This is a genomic window from Actinomadura sp. B10D3 (assembly GCF_039871695.1).
Taxonomy (GTDB): Bacteria; Actinomycetota; Actinomycetes; order Streptosporangiales; family Streptosporangiaceae; genus Spirillospora; species Spirillospora madurae.
Window position 1 is genome coordinate 16,235 of the sequence record NZ_JBDPLY010000015.1, and the last position, 17,628, is coordinate 33,862.

Genomic DNA, 17,628 nt, shown 5'->3' on the forward strand with positions numbered 1-17,628 from the left:
CGTCAGCGAACCAGATGCGGGCCCCACCACAGCGGGGTGGATGACGGGGCGCGGCCCAGATTCAGGCGGGCACCGCCGTTGACGGCGACCGTCGTCCGGGCCAGGTGCTGGAGGACGTGGGCGATGGCGTCGGTGTTGCCGTCGAGCAGTCTCAGGTTGACGTTCTTCAGCCGGTCGCACTTGCGGTGGTAGCACGGGTCGTAGGCGGCGCCGGCCCTGCCGCCGAACAGCGCGGCCTCCGCGTGGGTCTTGCGCCCGCCGGCGCCGGTGGCGATCCCGCCCGCCGGGATGCCCCGCTCGATGAACGGGCCGTAGTCGGAACGCCCGTTGAACTCCGCCTCCGCCGTGGGGAGCCCGCGCCGCTTGAAGTACGCCCGGAACATCCGCTCGATCGCGCCGGACCCCGCGGGCGCCCGCATGCCCGCATGCGACGAGTGGTCGCCGTCGTAGACGCCGCGGACACCGTTCGGCGACCCGAGCATGTCGAAGTTGAGGTTCAGGGCGATCTTCTCGCGGTCGGCGCGCGACAGCGACCGCACGTAGTGCGCGGACCCGCGCAGGCCCTCCTCCTCGGCGCCCCACCACGCGAACCGGACCCGGTTGCGCATGTTCCCCGCGCCCAGTTCCCCGATCTTCTCGGCGATCGCGAGCAGCGCCGCGGCGCCGGTCGCGTTGTCGTTGATCCCCGGGCCCGCCTGGACGCTGTCCAGGTGCGCACCCGCCATCACGACGTTGCCGACCCGCCCGCGTGCGGTGTCCGCGATGACGTTGGACGACGACCGCTTGCCGTGCACCGTCCTCGTCTTCACGCGCAGTCTCAGGCCGCCCTTCCGCGCCGCCTTCACCATCGCCCTTCCCAGCCGGTGCGTGGAGCCGACGACCGGGATCCCGGACGGCTCCGACACCGTCCCGTTCACCGGCCCCTCCTCCCCCGGCCGGTTGTAGATCACCACGGCGGAGGCGCCCGCCGCCTTCGCGTTCGCGGCCTTCACCTCGAACGTGCAGCTCCCCCGCTGGATGAGGGCGATCGCGCCCTCGGCGAGGCGCCTGAAGTCGGCCTTCTGGCAGCCGCTCGTCCCCTCCCCCTTGGCCGGGACGTCGACGGGCTCGGCCCGCGCGGTCACATCGCCGGAACCCGAGTACGCGAGCGTGAGGAAGTCCTTCTCCCAGGTGTAGGACGCCGCCGTCGGCGCCGTCCGCGCGAGCACCGGACGGCCCCGCTCGCGCCAGTACGGGTACGTGAACCTCTGCACCTTCGGCGTGAACCCGGCCCGCCGCAGCCGCCCGACGACGTACTTCACCGAGACGTCGTAGCCGGCGTTCCCCGCCGCGCGGTTCCCGCCGTTGAAGTCGGCGATCTCCTGGAACGCCGCCATGTGCGCCCGGACGTCCCTCAACGTCACCATCGCCGCCAGGTCTCGGCGGACCGGCGCCGCGTCGGCCACGGGCAGTGCGGCCGGCAGGAAGAGGGCGGGCACCGCGACGGCGGCACCGGTGAGGAGCTTGCGCACGAGCACTCCAGCGGAGGGCGTAGGGAGCTGACCAGGGCGATCCTCACGGCCCACCCCGCCCCCCTCAAGCAGCGAGGCCGCGACGAGGCCGATCCGATACCGACGCCTTACCCGCTCATTCCAAGCCCGCGCTCACGCCCGCCTGCTCGGTCCGGCCCGCTCATTCGGGAGAGTGCAGGTCGACGGGGAAGCCGGGCGGGGCCGCTTCCAGCCAGGCCAGGAAGCCGGTCAGGGCCGCCGCGCCCATCGCCAACTCCACCGTCAGGTCGCCGTCCTTGACCTCGATGACGGTCACGTCCGGCAGGAGCCCCTCCGCCTCGTCGAGGTCGGGGTCGCGGCGGTTGGACACGACGAGGCCCCGGCGGTGGATCACCTGCCGGGGCCGTCCGCGGAAACCGAACACGCGGTGCCAGTGCAGCTCGTCGCCCTTGTAGCGGCCGATGCCGAGGCGCCAGACCCCGGGGGCTCCGCCCTCCTGGGACAGCTCGCGCAGGCTGCACTCCACGGTGCCGCCGCCGCGGGTGAACAGCCTCCGGCGTACCGCCATGAAGACGAACAGCAGCGCCGCGACGAGAACGAGCGCGGCGAGCACCCCGCCCACGTCCAGTGCCAGGTGCTCGCCCAAATCCCCCGCCGTCCGTCAGTCCCGCCGCGCGCCTAGGCCTCGATGCCCGCCGCGCGCAGCCGCGCCCGGGCCCGGCGCTCCGGCGTCCCGCTGTCGGCCTCCGCCGCCAGCGCCGCGTCCAGCGCCTGCCGGGCGTCCTCGACGTCGATCTCGTCGCCCCGCTCGACCTGCTCCGCCAGCACCGACACCTCGTCGGCGGCGACGGAGAAGAACCCGCTGCCGACCGCCGCCAGGATCGGCTCGCCGCCGTCCGCCGGCTCGATCTTCACCACGCTGCCGTCCAGGAGGATGCCCAGCACCGGGGCGTGGCCCGGCAGGATGCCGAGCGAGCCCTCGATGGTCTGGGCGACCACCGTCCTGGCCTCGCCGGACCAGATCTCGCGCTCCGGCGAGACCAGCCCGACCTTCAGGGTTGCCACGTCTGTCTCCTCCGACTACTGGAGCGGTTCCGGCGGGGCCGCCCCGGGCGCGCGACCCGGGGCGGCCCCGCCGGAGCGGACTACTTCTCCAGCTCCTTGGCCTTCTTCTCCACGTCCTCGATACCACCGCACATGAAGAACGCCTGCTCGGGGAGGTGGTCGTACTTGCCCTCGGCGAGCGCCTTGAACGAGGCGATCGTCTCGTCCTTCGCCACCGTCTCGCCGGGCTGCCCGGTGAACTGCTCGGCCACGTACATCGGGTGCGACAGGAAGCGCTCGATGCGCCGCGCCCGCTGGACGGTGACCTTGTCCTCCTCCGACAGCTCGTCGATACCGAGGATCGCGATGATGTCCTGCAGCTCCTTGTACTTCTGCAGGATCCGGATCACTTCCTGGGCGACCTCGTAGTGCTCGTTCCCCAGGATCTGCGGGTCCATGATCCGCGAGGTGGAGTCGAGCGGGTCGACCGCCGGGAAGATGCCCTTCTCGGAGATGCCGCGCGACAGGGTCGTGGTGGCGTCCAGGTGCGCGAACGTGGTGTGCGGCGCCGGGTCGGTGATGTCGTCGGCGGGCACGTAGATCGCCTGCATCGAGGTGATCGAGTGACCGCGCGTCGAGGTGATCCGCTCCTGCAGCACGCCCATCTCGTCGGCCAGCGTCGGCTGGTAGCCCACCGCGGACGGCATGCGCCCGAGCAGCGTGGACACCTCCGAACCGGCCTGCGTGAACCGGAAGATGTTGTCGATGAACAGCAGCACGTCCTGGCCCTGGACGTCGCGGAAGTACTCCGCCATCGTCAGCGCTGACAGCGCCACCCGCAGCCGGGTGCCCGGCGGCTCGTCCATCTGGCCGAACACCATCGCGGTGTCCTTGAGGACGTCCGCCTCCGCCATCTCCACCCAGAGGTCGTTGCCCTCACGGGTGCGCTCGCCGACCCCGGCGAACACCGAGGTGCCGCCGAAGTTGCGGGCGACACGGCGGATCATCTCCTGGATGAGGACGGTCTTGCCCACACCCGCGCCGCCGAACAGGCCGATCTTGCCGCCCTTGACGTACGGGCACAGCAGGTCGATGACCTTGATGCCGGTCTCCAGCATCTCGGTCTTGGACTCCAGCTGGTCGAACGCCGGGGCGCCGCGGTGGATACCCCAGCGCTCGTTGATCTCCAGCGACGCCGTCGGGACGTCCAGCGCGTCGCCGAGGGCGTTCCACACGTGGCCCTTGGTGATGTCGCCGACCGGCACCGCGATCGACTTGCCGGAGTCGACCACCGGGGCCCCGCGCACCAGGCCGTCCGTCGGCTGCATGGAGATCGCCCTGACCATGTTGTCGCCGAGGTGCTGGGCGACCTCGAACGTCAGGGTCTTCTCCTCGCCGCCCAGGCTGACCTGCGCGTTGAGGGCGTTGTAGATGTCCGGGATGGCGTCGGCGGGGAACTCCACGTCGACGACCGGGCCGATGACACGGGCGACGCGCCCGGTCGCGGTCGCCGTCTCTACCTGAGCAGTCATTGTCACTCCCCGCCAGACTCGGCGAGCGCGTCAGCGCCACCGACGATCTCGCTGATTTCCTGGGTGATCGCGGCCTGCCGCGCCTGGTTCATCTGGCGCGTGTAGACCCCGAGCAGTTCGTTGGCATTGTCGGTCGCCGACTTCATGGCCCGCCGCACCGCCGCCTGGAAGGACGCGGCCGACTGCAGCAGCATGTGGAAGATGCGGCTCTCGACGTAGTTCGGCAGCAGCATGTCGAGCGCCGCCTGCGCGGACGGCTCGAACTCGTACGCCGGCGGGACCTTGGAGGTCTCGGCCTCCTCGATCTCCAGCGGCATCAGCCGCGCGACCCGGACCGTCTGCGTCAGCATCGAGACGAACTCGGTGTAGACCACGTGGATCTCCCCGACCCCGCCCTCGGCGTCGGTCTTGAGGAAGTCCTCGGTGAGCCGCCTGCCGATCGCCTCGGCGTTCCCGAACGCGGGACGGTCGCTGAACCCGCTCCAGGTCTGCGCGACGTCCCGGCCGCGGAACCGGTACCAGGTGATGCCCTTGTTGCCGACGACGTACGGGACCGGCTCGCGGCCCTCGTCCCGCAGCGCCCTGATCAGGGACTCGGCCTCGCGGATCACGTTGGCGTTGTAGGCGCCGCAGAACCCGCGGTCACTCGTGATGATCAGTACGGCGCTGCGGGTGTCGGCCGGCTGCTCCTGCAGGAGCGGGTGGTCGATCCCGACATGGTGGCTCACCAGCGCGGTCAGGGCCTGCGTGATCTGGTCGGCGTACGGCTTGGACGCCGTCACCGCCTGCTGGGCCTTGACGATCCGCGACGTGGCGATCATCTCCTGCGCACGCGTGATCTTGGCGGTCGACTTGACCGTCTTGATCCGCTGCCGGAGTTGACGAAGCTGTGCGGCCATCGCCGTCAGTCCTTCTTGACGCGGGTGATGGTCTCCTGCTCGACGTCCTCGGCCTCGATCGGTTCGACGGGCTCCTCGGCCAGCAGCTCGCCCTCGCTGGTCTGGAAGCCCTTCTTGAACTCCGTGATGGCGTTCTTGAGGCTGGTGAGACCGTCGTCGGAGAGCTTGCCGGTCTCGCGGATGGAGGCCAGCAGCCCGGACTCCTCCCGCTCGACGTAGTCGAGGAACTCGCGCTCGAAGCGGCGGATGTCGCCGACGGGCACGTCGTCCAGCTCGCCGGAGGTGCCCGCCCACACGGACACGACCTCCTGCTCGACCGGGAACGGGCTGCCCTGCGGCTGCTTCAGCAGCTCGACGAGGCGGGCGCCGCGCTCCAGCTGGGCGCGCGAGGCGGCGTCCAGGTCGGACGCGAACGCCGCGAACGCCTCCAGGTCGCGGAACTGCGACAGCGCGAGGCGCAGCGTGCCGGCGACGGTCTTCATCGCCTTGATCTGCGCGTCGCCGCCGACCCGGGAGACCGAGATACCGACGTTGATCGCCGGCCGGACGCCCTGGTTGAACAGGTCCGTCTCCAGGAAGCACTGCCCGTCGGTGATGGAGATGACGTTCGTCGGGATGTAGGCCGACACGTCGTTGCCCTTGGTCTCGATGATCGGCAGACCCGTCATCGAACCGGCGCCCATGTCGTCCGACAGCTTCGCGCAGCGCTCCAGCAGCCGGGAGTGCAGGTAGAAGACGTCGCCGGGGTAGGCCTCGCGGCCCGGCGGGCGGCGCAGCAGCAGCGACACCGCACGGTAGGCCTCGGCCTGCTTCGACAGGTCGTCGAAGATGATCAGGACGTGCTTGCCCTGGTACATCCAGTGCTGGCCGATCGCGGACCCGGTGTAGGGGGCGATGTACTTGTAGCCCGCCGGCTCGGACGCGGGGGCCGCCACGATGGTGGTGTAGTCCATCGCGCCGGCCTCCTCCAGGGAGCGGCGGACGTTGGCGATCGTGGAGCCCTTCTGCCCGATCGCGACGTAGATGCAGCGGACCTGCTTCTTCTCGTCGCCGGACTCCCAGTTCTCCTTCTGGTTGATGATGGTGTCCACGCAGACGGTCGTCTTGCCCGTCTGCCGGTCACCGATGATCAGCTGCCGCTGACCGCGGCCGATCGGCGTCATCGCGTCGATGGCCTTGATGCCGGTCTGCAGCGGCTCGTTCACCGACTGCCGCTGCACGACCGTGGGGGCCTGCAGTTCGAGCGCGCGGCGCTCGTTGCTCTCGACCGGGCCCTTGCCGTCCAGCGGGTTGCCCAGCGCGTCCACGACGCGGCCGAGGAAGCCGTCGCCGACGGGGACCGAGAGGACCTCGCCGGTGCGGCGGGCCTTCTGGCCCTCCTCGATCTTGCTGAAGTCACCCAGGACAACGGCGCCGATCTCGCGCACGTCCAGGTTCAGAGCCAGGCCACGGGTACCGTCCTCGAACTCGATGAGTTCGTTCGCCATCGCGGACGGCAGGCCCTCGATGTGGGCGATCCCGTCGCCGGAATCGACGACGGTGCCGACCTCTTCGCGCGCGGCGGCCTCGGGCTCGTACGACTGGACGAAGCGCTCCAGCGCGTTCCGGATCTCATCCGGACGGATCGTCAGCTCCGCCATGATTCCTCTCTTGCTCCCTTTGGGTAGCTCCGCCGGCGGTCAGCCGGCGCCGAGCCGCCGCCGGACGTCGTCCAGCCGTCCGGCGATCGTGCCGTCGATGATCTCGTCCCCGAGCTCGATCGACAGTCCGCCGATCACCGTGGGGTCGATCTCGATGTTCAGGTGTACCTCGTGGCCGTAGGCCGCGGCGAGCACCGCCGCGAGCCGCGTCCGCTGCTCGTCCGACAGCGCGGTGGGCGTCCGGACGAGCGCGACCAGGCGCTGCCGCCGCTGGGCGACGAGCCGGCCGTACTCGGCCAGACCGCTTTCCAGGCTACGTCCTCGCGGGCGCAGCACCAGCTCGGTCACCAGCGTCAGCGTCGCGTCGGTGACCTTGCCGTCCAGCAGCGCGTTCACCACGCCGAGCTTGCGCTCGTCGGGCAGGCCCGGGCCGGCGAGGGCGCCGCGCAGCTCGGGCTCCCCCTCGATGACCCGGGAGAACCGGAACAGCTCGTCCTCCAGGTCGTCGATCCGGCCGTCGGCCTCGGCGCGGGCGGCCTCGGCGGTGACCGCGAGGGCCTCCACCGCGTCCGACAGCTCCGACGGGGTCGACCAGCGCAGCCGGACGACGTCGGCGACCAGCCCGAGAGCGGCCGGCGTCACCTTGCCCTCCAGCAGGATCTGGACGAGCTGCGCCTTGTCGGCGCCGTCGCGCGCCGGGTCGGAGACCGCCCGCCGCAGGCCGTGCTCGCGGTCGACCAGGTGCAGCACCGCGAACAGGTCGCCGCCGAGCCGGGCCAGGTCGGCGGAGGGAATGACGGCCTCCAGCCGCTCCTTGGCCTCGGCCAGCGACGCCCTGCTCACCGCTCCCGTAATGGTCATGGCGTGACCTGCTCCTGGCTGCGGGCGCGCTCTTCCAGCTCCTCGAGGAACCGGTCGACGACCCGGCTCTGCCGCGCGCTGTCCTCGAGGGACTCGCCCACGACGCGTCCGGCCAGCTCGACCGAGATGGCACCGATCTCGGCGCGCAGCGACTGCAGCGCCTGCTGCCGCTCCGCCTCGATCTGCGCCTTGGCGCTCTCGACGATCCGGCGCGCCTCGGCCTGGGCCTGCTCCTTGGCCTGGGCGATGATCTGCGCGCCCTGCTCCTCGGCCTTGCGGCGCTCGTTGGACGCCTCGACCGCGGCCGCCTTCTGCTGGGCCTTGTACTGCTCGAGGACCTCCTGGGCCTCTTTCTGTGCCTGCTCGGCCCGCACCAGGCCGCCCTCGATCGCGTTCGTCCGCTCCTCCAGGGTCTTCTGGAGCCGCGGGACGAGGATCCGGCCGAGGACGACCATGACGACGACGAACGAGAAGATGCCGACGACGAGCTCGTACGGGTGCGGGACGAGAGGGTTGTTCTCCTCCGCCGCTAGGACGGAAGCTGCTCTGATCATGTCTGCAGCCCTTCCTCAGATGGGACCCGCGGTCAGATGCCCTGGAAGATGAAGGGCGCGACCAGGCCGATCAGGGCGAGCGCCTCGGTGAGGACGAAGCCCAGCAGCATGTTGGTGCGGATCACGCCGGTCAGCTCGGGCTGGCGGGCGATGGCGTTCACGCCCTGACCGAAGATGATGCCGATGCCGATGCCCGGGCCGATGGCCGCGAGGCCGTACCCGATCGAGGTGACGTTACCTTCGACGGCGGCGAGGACTCCCGTCATGGGTTCATTCCTTTTCTGTCGGCCGGCGGAGGCTCCGCCGGTCTGGGCTTACGAGGTTGTCGGTGCGGGGGCGGTGCCGGAGCTCCGCGAACCCTCGGGGCTTAGTGGTCCGCTTCGAGCCCGCTCTGGATGTACATGGCGGCAAGCATCGCGAACAGGAACGCCTGCAGGAACTGGATCAGCAGTTCCAGCCCGGTCAGGACGATGGTGATGAGCACGCCCACGATGCCCACGCCGAAGCCGGCGAGGGTCGGCTTCTCGAACAGGAACCAGAACCCGACGAGGCTGAAGAACGCCAGGATCGTGTGGCCCGCGAACATGTTGGCGAAGAGCCGGACCGCGTGGGTGAAGGGCGCGAGGATGAACGTCGAGAGGTACTCGATGGGCACGAGCAGGAAGTAGACCGGAAGCGGCAGGCCCTTGGGGATCATGTTCGTGAAGTACTTCACCGGGCCCTGCTTGCGCAGGCCCAGGTACACCTTCACGACGTACACGAACAGCGCCAGGACCACCGGGAACGCGATGTGCGACGCGATCGGGAACTGGATGACCGGGATGACCGCGAAGATGTTCCAGAACCAGATCAGGAAGAACAGCGACATCAGCATCGGCATCCACCGGTCGGTGTTCTTGCCGAGGAAGGGGCGGGCGATCTCGTCCCGGACGAACATGTAGCCGATCTCGCCGACGTTCTGCATGCCGCGCGGCACGAGCTTCGGATTGGCGAACGCCATCCAGAACAGGACGCAGACGAGCAGGGCGCCCACGACGGCGAAGAGGACGGGCTTGGTGAGCCACTCGGGGCCGCCGGCGAACAGGGGCGGGAAGTCGAACAGCTCCGGTCCGGGGGCCTTGAACTCATCTCCCCCGGAGGCGAGGACCGTCTGCGCGTTCACGCGGCGTTCCCTTCATCAATGTGGTGACGTTTCACGAAGGCTTCCTCGGCGGCGGGGCCGCTCAGGAGGAGTGGCGCCCGTACTTCACGTAGACCAGGTACACGGCGAGCCCGGCACCGATGACCAGGCCGATCGGGATCAGCCAGGTCTGGTGCGTCCATTCGGACAGCAGCCACCCGATGCCGCCCCAGATGATCATCCCGGAGAGAAGGTAGCTGGGCACGGACCAGGCGACGTCGGCGAATTCCCGCTGGCCGTCCTCCGGCCGACGTTTCTGCTCGCTCATCGCGCTCCGGACGATAGCAGGCCACCCATGCGGTGGTCATATTGGAGTAGTCCCTGGGGATCCGTACCGTCCGCGGCGCCGTCATCACGGACTCCGGTCCAGCACGTTCTCGGGCTCGTCAATGTAGGGCCTGCGCTGCATGACCACGCGGAACTCGGCCGCGATCCACACGAGCGCGAGGCCGATGACCGTCCAGCCGAAGACCTTGGTGTTCCAGATCGTGACCCGGTCCATGGAGGTGACCAGCACCATCACCGCGAGGATCTTCACCATGTAGCTCGCGAGCGCGGCCAGCATCATCGTCTGGGCCGAGTACTTGGCGGCCCAGGAGACCACCAGCGCGCTCACCGAGAAGAAGGCGATCACCACGACGGAGGCCAGCGCCGCCGCCAGGGCGCCCTTGGCGCCGGCGGCCGGCAGGCCGATCAGGACGGCGCCCACCCCGGCCACCGAGGTCGGGATCGCGGCGCCACGGAACATCCGGGCGTCGGAGGTATTCATGAGGGCTCCGGCTGGTCACGGTAAGTGTTCGTTCTTTGTTCGTGAAAGGTATCACAAGCGTCCGGATTGTCCACAATTACCCTAGAGGTAATGCCCTGTCGGGTCTGTCGGACCTCGGTGGGGCACGCTCGCACCACGGACTTTAACCCAGGTCAGGCGGTGCGCGGGTGCTATCGGACGGCGGGGCCGTGATCAGGTCAGACGCGCGCCGGCGGGCGTTCGGCGGGCTGCTCGCCCGAGCCGGGACCGGCCGTCCGGGAGGACCTGCGGCGGCCGGGGATGCGCAGCATCAGCAGGACGCCGGCGATCGCCACCAGCAGCGTGACGCCGAGGGTGATCCACGCGGCGTCGAACAGGGCGAGCCCGACCAGCCCGGAGGCCAGCAGCCCGACCCAGAAGTACATGATCAGCACGGCGCGCCGGGTGGAGTGGCCGAGCTCCAGCAGCCGGTGGTGCAGGTGCTGCTTGTCCGGGGAGAACGGCGAGCGGCCCTGGTTGGTGCGCCGCCACACCGCGAGCAGCATGTCGATGAACGGGACCGCGGCCACCGCCGGGATCAGCAGGATCGGGACGAAGAACGGGAACAGCCCGTTGGCGAGGATGGCCGGGTCGAACTGGCCGGTCAGCATGATCGTGGACGCGCTGAGCAGCAGGCCGATGAGCATGGAGCCGGTGTCGCCCATGAAGATCTTGGCCGGGCTGAAGTTGTGCGGCAGGAAGCCCAGGCACATCCCGAACAGGATCGCGGCGATGAGCGTCGCCCCGGTCAGCGTGGTCAGCCCGATCGTCCGCGACAGCAGGTAGGCGTAGGAGAACAGCGCCAGCGCGGCGATCCCGACGACGCCCGCGGCCAGCCCGTCCAGCCCGTCGATGAAGTTCACCGCGTTGATCGTGGCGACCACGACCAGGACGGTGAGCGGCACCCCGTAGGCCGGGGGCAGCGACAGCGACTCGCCCGTCGGCAGCGGGATCACGTAGATCTGGATCCCCTGCATGATGAAGATCCCGGCCGCCGCGACCTGCCCGGCGAACTTGGTGAGCGCGTCCACCTCCCAGCGGTCGTCGGCGATGCCGATCAGCACGATCAGCCCGCCCGACAGCAGAAGCGCGTTGGCGACGCTGATCCCGCCGTCGTCGAGGACCTTGCGCATCTCCGGCAGCCCGGTCGCGACCGTCAGCGCCGCGACCATCCCGCCGAACATGGCGAGGCCGCCCAGCCGGGGCGTCGGGATGACGTGCACGTCGCGGTCGCGCGGGACGGCCTGCGCGCCGAACCAGATGGCGAACCGGCGCACCGAGGGGGTCAGCAGGTAGGCGACGAGGGCGGCGACCAGGATCGTGAGCAGGTACTCCCGCACTCCCCTGCGCCTCCCTTCGCCGATCTTCCTGCGCCGATCAGTCGGCCCCGTGCCCGCGGGGCCCTCCTCGCCGGGTCGCCCCGCGCCCCGCCTTGGTAGGCCCCCACCTTGGTAGACGGCCCACGGGGACGATCTGTTCACCGTCGCGACCGACCAACTCTAAACCTCCCGGCGGGCGCGCGCTCCGGATTCGCCCCGCCCGGGTCTGGATCACAGTTCGGATTCGGTTCACAGCCCGGCTTTGGCGCACACGGCCCGGGTGCGGATCACACCTCGGGTAACACAGCCCGGGTGTGGATCACACGGCGCGGCCGCGGTTGCGGTAGACCACCGCCGTCCCGACGATCAGCAGCGCGAGCCCGGCGACGCAGCGGTCGCCCAGTGAGAACGCCCACGGGCCGCGGGCCGCGATGTCGTCTCCGGCGTCCGCGACGACGAGCAGCACCCCCGCGGCGGCCAAGGCGGCCCCGCGCCGCGCGCGCGGCACCGGGCGGCGGGCGACCAGCGGCACGGCGGCGAGCGCGAGGGCCAGCACCGCGGTGCCGGGCCAGTCGCCCGTCCAGCGCGGCGGCACGTACCGCGGCGGCTGGACGGCGATCGCGTGCTCGGGCAGCCGGACCCGGATCTTCATGCCCTCGTGCGGGGCGAGGTGGTTCTGGATGAAGTCGACGGCGTACGGGCCGTCGCGGTCGCGCAGGCACCGCGTCGTCGCGCCGTGCCGGCCCGCCCGGCAGCTCGCGTGCCGCAGCGGCACCGGCGCCACCACCCGCACCGCCGCGTTCCCGATGGGCACGTCCCAGCTCCGCCCGATCGCGTCCCAGACCAGCTCGACGCGGCCGGCGCGCCGGGTGAACGCCCGCCCCACCTCGTACTCGATCACGTAGGCCTGGCGGCCGCGGACCTCACGGTGCCGGTCGCCGACGCTGATCTGCACGTCGTGCAGGAAACGCGTCGTCCGCACCCGGGCCGGGGCACCGGTGGAGGAGCTGCTGCTGACGTTCCGCACCTCGTAGAGCCGGTCGCCGATGCGGAACGGCACGTGCCGGACGATGCCGTGCTCGCCGGTCCGGTCGAAGTCGTAGGTGATCGTCTCGCGGACGTACAGCACGCCGTCGGCGCCGATGGTGAGGACGACGTCGTAGGCCGGGATGCTCTCGCCGCGGTAGACCAGCTCGCCCGGACGGTCCCCCGGGGCGGGCTCGGCGGGACCGGCGGCGCGGGCGGGCAACCCGAGCACGGCGGTCAGCAGCAGCACGCCCGCGGCGATCGCGGACCCCCGGACACGGCCACGCACGTCAGGCATGCTGTCACCGTTGCCGTGATCGTGTCGGCCTAACAAGGCCGATGTCCCCGCCGCGCCACACCGGCGGCCCCCGCGCGAAGGCCTTCCGGACCATTGGACGCGGTCGGCGGCGTCCGGGTTCATGGAACCGTCGTTTTAGTCCGTCCCTGGTCAGCCGGAATAACCAATTGATCGTGAACGTCCGGAGACTGCTAAGTTATCGCTCGCTAACCCCCAACCCGAGCCTGGAGGGACTATGCGGCGAATCGCTGCAGTCGCCCTGACCGCCGGCACCCTGATGGCCGGCATGGCCGCCGTGAGCGCCCCCGCCGAAGCCGCCACCGGCAGCTGGAAGCCGTACGACTCCTACGGCGGCATCTACACCTGGGGCAAGTACTCCCGCGGCGGCGGGAGCACCGCCGTCACGGGCTACCTGCGCGACACCAAGAAGAACGGCTGGACCGCCTGCGTGCGGTTCCTGTTCACCGAGGGCAGCAAGAAGTACTACTCGCGCTTCAAGATCGTGGGCGTGACCTCGGGCGGCACCAAGTACAACTTCGACGGCAAGGCCACCGTCAAGATCAGCGTGAAGTCGAGCTACGGCAGCCACATGTGGGTGCAGGAGTGCGGCCGCAACAAGAAGACCGGCAAGTACTACTACGGCAAGGGCCGCAAGATCTTCTGATCGCGCTCCCGACGGCCTGACGCGAACAGGCCCCGCCCGGCCCGGCGGGGCCTTACTGCTTTTCCGGGTCGTTCTCGTTGCCGGCCTGCTCGTTGCCGGCCTGCTCGGGGGCCTTGGAGAGCGACGGCCCCGTCCCGGAGGACGCTCCGTCCGCGTCCCCGGCCCGCTCAGCGAGCGTTGCCGGGGCCTCAGCCGCAGCATCGGGCGCCTGCGCGGGCTCTCCCTTGCTCAGGGAAGGCCCCCCTTCCTTCGGAGCGGACGAGACATCTGCGGGCTCTCCGGCTTCGCTTCCCACGCCCTGTTCAGCGGGGTCTCCGGCGCCCTGTTCGGCGGGCTCGGCGGGCTCGGCGGGCTCGGCCTGCTCGTCCGGCTCGTCCTCGTCGGTGAGCAGGACGCCGACCACGGAACGGATCTTGTCCGCGGGGATCGCGCCGACCCGCAGCAGCCGCGGCACCGGGCCGGTCAGATCGATGATCGTCGACGGGTCGGCGTGCCCGGACGTGCCGCCGTCCAGGTAGACCGCGACGGCGTCGCCGAGCATCTTCTCCGCCTCGTCCGCCGTCCTCGCCGCGGGCTGGCCGCTGAGGTTCGCGCTGCTCACCGCGAGCGGGCCGGTCTCCTTGAGCAGCTCGACCGCGAGCTCGTGCATCGGCATCCGGATGGCCACCGTGCCCTTGGTCTCGCCGAGGTCCCACATCAGGTTCGGGTTCGCCCGGCACACGAGCGTCAGCGCGCCCGGCCAGAACTCGTCGATGAGGTCCTGCCCGTAGGTGCCGAGATCCTCCACCAGCGCCGTCGCGGCCCGCACGGACCCGACCAGCACCGGCGGCGGCATCTCCCGCCCGCGGCCCTTGGCGTCCAGCAGCGCCGTCACGGCGGGCGGCACGAACGCGTCCGCGCCGATCCCGTACACCGTGTCCGTCGGCAGGACGACCAGCTCACCGCGCCGCACCGCCGACACCGCCTCCGCGATCCCGCGCGTGCGCTCCATCGGCTCGGTGCAGTCATAACGTCGGCTCACGCCCGCCATTTTCCCACGGCGCCCGATGCGCTCACGCCGCTCCCCCGGGCGTCAGTCCGTGGCGAGGCGGGCGGTGACGAAGCGGTCCCGGTTGGCGAGGTCACGGCGGTTGCGGACGTCCCGCCAGCCGTACTCCTCCGCGAAGATCCAGTAGGCGCCGTTGCCCTGCAGGTCGCTGTGCTCGACGGCCGCGTAGCCGCCGGGACGCAGCAGCCGCCGGGCCGTCCGCTCGACCACCCGGATCGCGTCCAGCCCGTCGTCGCCGCCGCCCCACAGCGCGTCGGCCGGGTCGTGGTCGCGGACGTCGGGCGGGACGTACTCCCACTCGCTCATCGGGATGTACGGGGGGTTGCTGACGACCAGGTCGACGGTGCCGTCCAGCTCGGGCAGGGCGGCGCCGAAGTCGTCCAGGTGCAGCCGGACACGGCCCCGCTCGTCCAGCTCCTCGACGTTGCGGGTCGCGTGCACGAACGCGGTCGGGTCCTTCTCCACGGCGTGGACGCGGGCGCGCGGCGCCTCCAGCGCGATCGACAGCGCGATCGCCGCCGAGCCGGTGCCGAGGTCGACCACCAGGGGATCCCGGACGTCCATGTCGCGCAGGGTCTCCAGCGCCCAGCCGACCATCACCTCGGTCTCCGGTCGCGGGACGAACACCCCCGGCCCGACCTTGAGCTCCAGGTAGCGGAAGTACGCGCGCCCGGTGATGTGCTGGAGCGGCTCCCCCGCCTCGCGGCGCGCGACGAACTCCCAGAACCGGGCGTCGAACGCGCTGTCGGGGACGCCGTGCAGCTCCGAGCGCCGCACCCGGTGCACGGCCGCCGCCAGCTCCTCGGCATCGGCACGAGGCGAGGCGGCGCCCGCATCAGCGAGCCGCGCCGTGGCCCTGGCGATCTCGTCGAGCAACAAGTTCATGGCTCTGCCCTCCGAGGGGGGACGACCCCCCACGCCCCCCGAATCGCTGCGCTCATGAGGACTGGGCTTCGGCCAGGCGGCGTTCCATCTCGGCGTCGACGAGCGCCTGCGTGACGTTGTGGAGATCGCCGTCCAGGACCTGGTCGAGGTTGTAGGCCTTGTAGCCGACCCGGTGGTCGGAGATCCGGTTCTCCGGATAGTTGTAGGTGCGCACCCGCTCGGACCGGTCGACCGTCCGGACCTGGCTCTTGCGCTCGGCGGCCGCGGCGGCGTCCGCCTCCTCCTGCGCCATCGCCAGCAGCCGGGACCGCAGGATGCGCAGCGCCTGCTCCTTGTTCTGCAGCTGGCTCTTCTCGTTCTGGCAGGAGACGACGACGCCGGTCGGCAGGTGCGTGATGCGGACCGCGGAGTCGGTGGTGTTGACGCTCTGACCGCCGGGCCCGGACGACCGGTACACGTCGATGCGCAGGTCGTTCGGGTCGATCTGGACGTCGACGTCCTCGGCCTCGGGCGTCACCAGCACTCCGACCGCGCTGGTGTGGATGCGTCCCTGCGACTCGGTCGCGGGCACCCGCTGCACGCGGTGCACGCCGCCCTCGTACTTCAGCCGCGTCCAGACGCCCTCGTCCGCGGTGCCCTTGGCCTTCACGGCGACGGTGACGTCCTTGTACCCGCCGAGGTCGGACGGGTGCGAGTCGAGGATCTCGGTCTTCCAGCCGACCCGCTCGGCGTAGCGCAGGTACATCCGCAGCAGGTCGCCGGCGAACAGCGCCGACTCCTCGCCGCCCTCGCCGGCCTTCACCTCGAGGATGACGTCCTTGCCATCGTTCGGGTCGCGCGGGACGAGCAGGTGCCGCAGCCGATCTTCGAGCTCGGCGCGGCGGGCCTCCAGTTCCTCGGCCTCCGCGGCGAACGCGGCGTCCTCCCCGGACAGCTCGCGGGCCGTGGCGAGGTCGTCCTCGGTCGCGGACAGCTCGCGGTACGTCTCGACGATCGGCCGCAGCTCCGCGTAGCGCTTGCCGAGCTTGCGCGCCAGCCCCTGGTCGGCATGGACGGACGGGTCGGCGAGCCGTTCTTCGATGCCCGCGTATTCGCTGATCAGATCGTCGAGATTCACTGTGTCCTGGCCGTTTCTAGGTGGGGGACGGCCCCCCGCGCCGCACCGGTTCCGGCCCGGAGACGGAGATCGTCCCCGGATGCCGGCTCCGGAAGGCCCGGGGACCTGGAAGCGTCCCCGGGCCGTCCCTGGTATGTGTGTGCGGCGGTCGCCCTACTTGCCGGCCTTCTTCTTGCCGAAGCGCTGCTCGAAGCGCGCCACCCGGCCACCGGTGTCGAGGATCTTCTGCTTGCCCGTGTAGAACGGGTGGCAGTTCGAGCAGACGTCCGCGTGGATCACGCCGTTGTCGGCGGTGCTGCGGGTCTCGAAGGTGTTGCCGCACGTACACGTCACGGTTGTGACGACGTAGTTCGGGTGAATGTCGGGCTTCATGGTTCTCCTCGCCTCAGGCGGTCGCCGGGCGCCTCCGGGCTCGCATGGGTGAGGCCCATGGGAGTTGTGGGAGACGTGAACCGGTACCGCAGCGGTTGCACACCAAGTGTGCCAGATACCCGAACGTGGCGAGGTCACCGGGCATTCCCGATCTTGCCCGTCCCGTGCCGGCGGCCGGGCCGGGCACCGCAACCGGCAGGCACCGCGAACAGCCGGTATTGCGAACAGCCGGTACCGCGGTCAGCCGCCGTCGCGGCCCAGGTAGGCCAGCACGGCCATGACCCGGCGGTGCCCGCCCTGCGCCGGCTGGAGGTTCAGCTTCATGAAGATGTTGGAGATGTGCTTCTCCACGGCGCCCTCGGTGACGACGAGGTCCTCGGCGATCGCCCCGTTCGACCGTCCCTGCGCCATCAGCCCGAGCACCTCGCGCTCCCGCGGGGTCAGCGACTCAAGCGGGTCGTCGGTGCGGCGCCGGCCGAGCAGCTGCCCGATCACCTCCGGGTCGATGACCGTCGCGCCCGCGGCGATGCGGCGGACCGCGTCGATGAACTCGGCGACGTCCGACACCCGCTCCTTCAGCAGGTAGCCGACGCCCTCGGCGCCGCCGCCGATCAGGTCCGTCGCGTACCGCTCCTCCACGTACTGGGACAGCACGAGGATCGGCGTGCCCGGACGCCGCGCCCGCACCGCGAGGGCCGCGCGCAGCCCCTCGTCGGTGAACGACGGCGGCATCCGGACGTCGACGATCGCGAGGTCGGGGGCGTGCTCGTCGACGATGCCGAGCAGGCCGGGCCCGTCCCCCACCGTCGCCACCGTCTCGATCCCCGCGTCGTCGAGCAGCCGGACGAGCCCTTCCCGCAACAGCACCGAGTCTTCGGCGATCACAACCCGCATTCCGCCATTATCGGGGCT

General features: G+C 70.7%; 20 protein-coding genes. 1 reads left to right on the plus strand and 19 read right to left on the minus strand.

The window, feature by feature from the left end; all coding sequences use genetic code 11:
- Positions 1-2: 2 nt before the first annotated feature.
- The 14 genes from ABGB11_RS22405 to ABGB11_RS22470 form a co-directional block, all read right to left on the minus strand.
- Positions 3-1,511, minus strand: coding sequence for a M28 family peptidase (locus ABGB11_RS22405; RefSeq protein ID WP_347635786.1), 1,509 nt, complete (start codon positions 1,509-1,511; stop codon positions 3-5).
- Between the two features lie 160 nt (positions 1,512-1,671).
- On the minus strand, positions 1,672-2,136 hold the full coding sequence (locus tag ABGB11_RS22410; RefSeq protein WP_347635787.1) for a DUF2550 domain-containing protein: 465 nt from the start codon (positions 2,134-2,136) through the stop codon (positions 1,672-1,674).
- A gap of 32 nt (positions 2,137-2,168) precedes the next feature.
- Positions 2,169-2,555 (minus strand): F0F1 ATP synthase subunit epsilon, encoded by a 387-nt coding sequence (locus ABGB11_RS22415; RefSeq protein WP_347635788.1) that lies wholly within the window; start codon positions 2,553-2,555, stop codon positions 2,169-2,171.
- An 80-nt stretch (positions 2,556-2,635) separates the two neighbouring features.
- Complete coding sequence (gene atpD / locus ABGB11_RS22420) at positions 2,636-4,066, minus strand: F0F1 ATP synthase subunit beta (RefSeq protein ID WP_347635790.1); 1,431 nt, start codon at positions 4,064-4,066, stop codon at positions 2,636-2,638.
- Positions 4,067-4,068: 2 nt separating this feature from the next.
- Positions 4,069-4,965 carry a F0F1 ATP synthase subunit gamma gene (locus ABGB11_RS22425; protein WP_347635791.1) on the minus strand — a complete coding sequence of 299 codons (897 nt, stop codon included), beginning with the start codon at positions 4,963-4,965 and terminating at the stop codon, positions 4,069-4,071.
- Between the two features lie 5 nt (positions 4,966-4,970).
- Complete coding sequence (gene atpA / locus ABGB11_RS22430; protein ID WP_347635792.1) at positions 4,971-6,605, minus strand: F0F1 ATP synthase subunit alpha; 1,635 nt, start codon at positions 6,603-6,605, stop codon at positions 4,971-4,973.
- 39 nt (positions 6,606-6,644) lie between these two features.
- A complete protein-coding gene (locus tag ABGB11_RS22435) occupies positions 6,645-7,466 on the minus strand; it encodes a F0F1 ATP synthase subunit delta (protein ID WP_347635794.1) in 822 nt (273 codons plus the stop codon).
- Positions 7,463-8,020: a F0F1 ATP synthase subunit B gene (locus tag ABGB11_RS22440; RefSeq protein WP_347635795.1), complete on the minus strand. Its 558-nt coding sequence runs from the start codon at positions 8,018-8,020 to the stop codon at positions 7,463-7,465. The genes ABGB11_RS22435 and ABGB11_RS22440 overlap by 4 nt, the downstream gene beginning before the upstream one ends.
- A gap of 32 nt (positions 8,021-8,052) precedes the next feature.
- Positions 8,053-8,286 (minus strand): ATP synthase F0 subunit C, encoded by a 234-nt coding sequence (atpE, locus tag ABGB11_RS22445; RefSeq protein WP_021596454.1) that lies wholly within the window; start codon positions 8,284-8,286, stop codon positions 8,053-8,055.
- Between the two features lie 101 nt (positions 8,287-8,387).
- Entirely contained in the window at positions 8,388-9,182 is a 795-nt protein-coding gene (atpB, locus tag ABGB11_RS22450) for a F0F1 ATP synthase subunit A (RefSeq protein ID WP_347635796.1), read from the minus strand.
- A 61-nt stretch (positions 9,183-9,243) separates the two neighbouring features.
- Positions 9,244-9,468 carry a hypothetical protein gene (locus ABGB11_RS22455; protein ID WP_021596456.1) on the minus strand — a complete coding sequence of 75 codons (225 nt, stop codon included), beginning with the start codon at positions 9,466-9,468 and terminating at the stop codon, positions 9,244-9,246.
- An 84-nt stretch (positions 9,469-9,552) separates the two neighbouring features.
- Entirely contained in the window at positions 9,553-9,969 is a 417-nt protein-coding gene (locus ABGB11_RS22460; protein WP_347635798.1) for a hypothetical protein, read from the minus strand.
- A 197-nt stretch (positions 9,970-10,166) separates the two neighbouring features.
- Positions 10,167-11,327: an MraY family glycosyltransferase gene (locus ABGB11_RS22465; RefSeq protein WP_347635799.1), complete on the minus strand. Its 1,161-nt coding sequence runs from the start codon at positions 11,325-11,327 to the stop codon at positions 10,167-10,169.
- Between the two features lie 298 nt (positions 11,328-11,625).
- A complete protein-coding gene (locus ABGB11_RS22470; RefSeq protein WP_347635800.1) occupies positions 11,626-12,630 on the minus strand; it encodes a DUF2207 domain-containing protein in 1,005 nt (334 codons plus the stop codon).
- Positions 12,631-12,865: 235 nt separating this feature from the next.
- Here ABGB11_RS22470 and ABGB11_RS22475 point away from each other — a divergent pair, with 235 nt between their 5' ends.
- Positions 12,866-13,294, plus strand: a complete 429-nt coding sequence (locus ABGB11_RS22475; protein ID WP_347635802.1) for a hypothetical protein — start codon at positions 12,866-12,868, stop codon at positions 13,292-13,294.
- A 52-nt stretch (positions 13,295-13,346) separates the two neighbouring features.
- Here the strand turns inward: ABGB11_RS22475 and ABGB11_RS22480 are convergent, their stop codons facing one another.
- The 5 genes from ABGB11_RS22480 to ABGB11_RS22500 all read right to left on the minus strand — a co-directional run bounded on the left by ABGB11_RS22480 (position 13,347) and on the right by ABGB11_RS22500 (position 17,610).
- Positions 13,347-14,315, minus strand: coding sequence for an L-threonylcarbamoyladenylate synthase (locus ABGB11_RS22480; RefSeq protein ID WP_347635803.1), 969 nt, complete (start codon positions 14,313-14,315; stop codon positions 13,347-13,349).
- A 51-nt stretch (positions 14,316-14,366) separates the two neighbouring features.
- Positions 14,367-15,227, minus strand: coding sequence for a peptide chain release factor N(5)-glutamine methyltransferase (gene prmC, locus ABGB11_RS22485; RefSeq protein ID WP_347635804.1), 861 nt, complete (start codon positions 15,225-15,227; stop codon positions 14,367-14,369).
- A 52-nt stretch (positions 15,228-15,279) separates the two neighbouring features.
- Positions 15,280-16,344, minus strand: coding sequence for a peptide chain release factor 1 (gene prfA / locus ABGB11_RS22490; RefSeq protein WP_347635806.1), 1,065 nt, complete (start codon positions 16,342-16,344; stop codon positions 15,280-15,282).
- Between the two features lie 153 nt (positions 16,345-16,497).
- Positions 16,498-16,716, minus strand: a complete 219-nt coding sequence (rpmE, locus tag ABGB11_RS22495) for a 50S ribosomal protein L31 (protein ID WP_347635807.1) — start codon at positions 16,714-16,716, stop codon at positions 16,498-16,500.
- Between the two features lie 240 nt (positions 16,717-16,956).
- Positions 16,957-17,610: a response regulator transcription factor gene (locus ABGB11_RS22500; protein ID WP_347635808.1), complete on the minus strand. Its 654-nt coding sequence runs from the start codon at positions 17,608-17,610 to the stop codon at positions 16,957-16,959.
- Between the last annotated feature and the right edge of the window lie 18 nt (positions 17,611-17,628).

Bases quoted from the DNA above. Each gene is read 5' to 3' on its own strand.
- atpD (WP_347635790.1), bottom strand. From the start codon at position 4,066: ATGACTGCTCAGGTAGAGACGGCGACCGCGACCGGGCGCGTCGCCCGT.
- ABGB11_RS22425 (WP_347635791.1), bottom strand. From the start codon at position 4,965: ATGGCCGCACAGCTTCGTCAACTCCGGCAGCGGATCAAGACGGTCAAG.
- atpA (WP_347635792.1), bottom strand. From the start codon at position 6,605: ATGGCGGAGCTGACGATCCGTCCGGATGAGATCCGGAACGCGCTGGAG.
- ABGB11_RS22435 (WP_347635794.1), bottom strand. From the start codon at position 7,466: ATGACCATTACGGGAGCGGTGAGCAGGGCGTCGCTGGCCGAGGCCAAG.
- ABGB11_RS22440 (WP_347635795.1), bottom strand. From the start codon at position 8,020: ATGATCAGAGCAGCTTCCGTCCTAGCGGCGGAGGAGAACAACCCTCTC.
- atpE (WP_021596454.1), bottom strand. From the start codon at position 8,286: ATGACGGGAGTCCTCGCCGCCGTCGAAGGTAACGTCACCTCGATCGGG.
- ABGB11_RS22455 (WP_021596456.1), bottom strand. From the start codon at position 9,468: ATGAGCGAGCAGAAACGTCGGCCGGAGGACGGCCAGCGGGAATTCGCC.
- ABGB11_RS22460 (WP_347635798.1), bottom strand. From the start codon at position 9,969: ATGAATACCTCCGACGCCCGGATGTTCCGTGGCGCCGCGATCCCGACC.
- ABGB11_RS22470 (WP_347635800.1), bottom strand. From the start codon at position 12,630: ATGCCTGACGTGCGTGGCCGTGTCCGGGGGTCCGCGATCGCCGCGGGC.
- ABGB11_RS22475 (WP_347635802.1), top strand. From the start codon at position 12,866: ATGCGGCGAATCGCTGCAGTCGCCCTGACCGCCGGCACCCTGATGGCC.
- prmC (WP_347635804.1), bottom strand. From the start codon at position 15,227: ATGAACTTGTTGCTCGACGAGATCGCCAGGGCCACGGCGCGGCTCGCT.
- rpmE (WP_347635807.1), bottom strand. From the start codon at position 16,716: ATGAAGCCCGACATTCACCCGAACTACGTCGTCACAACCGTGACGTGT.
- ABGB11_RS22500 (WP_347635808.1), bottom strand. From the start codon at position 17,610: ATGCGGGTTGTGATCGCCGAAGACTCGGTGCTGTTGCGGGAAGGGCTC.